Annotated in this window: 1 rRNA gene; it reads left to right on the forward strand. The window is 45.5% G+C overall.

What is annotated here, in order from left to right:
* Positions 1 to 141: 141 nt before the first annotated feature.
* Positions 142 to 583, forward strand: a 23S ribosomal RNA gene (locus B853_RS15960); the annotation flags it as partial.

A 583-nucleotide genomic window follows, 5' to 3' on the forward strand; every position in this document is an offset into this window, starting at 1 on the left:
AGTGTTCTTGGCTTTTGTCTTACTTTTTCAAAGTAAGGTAGAAGAAAAATTGAGTCCGGCAAAATCGAGTCTGCATCATGTATAAAAATTGCAGACAACTTTGGTGACTTGTTCATCAACTCGAACTCCTTCGGGTTGTATGGTTAAGTGACTAAGCGTACACGGTGGATGCCTTGGCAGTCAGAGGCGATGAAGGACGTATTAACTTGCGATAAGCCCAGATTAGGTAGTAAAAACCATTTGAGTCTGGGATTTCCGAATGGGGAAACCCACTTACATAAGTAAGTATCTTGTTGTGAATACATAGCAACAGGAGGCGAACCGGGGGAACTGAAACATCTAAGTACCCCGAGGAAAAGAAATCAACCGAGATTCCGAAAGTAGCGGCGAGCGAAATTGGACTAGCCCTTAAGCTTTATATGCGTTAGACGAACGGTCTGGAAAGTCCGGCGATACAGGGTGATAGCCCCGTAGTTGACAACGCACATTCAGTGAAATCGAGTAGGGCGGGACACGTGATATCCTGGTCTGAATATGGGGGACCATCCTCCAAGGCAATACTACTGACTGACCGATAGTGAAC

Origin of the sequence: Vibrio rotiferianus CAIM 577 = LMG 21460, from assembly GCF_002741985.1 — a bacterium.
Lineage (GTDB): Bacteria > Pseudomonadota > Gammaproteobacteria > Enterobacterales > Vibrionaceae > Vibrio > Vibrio rotiferianus.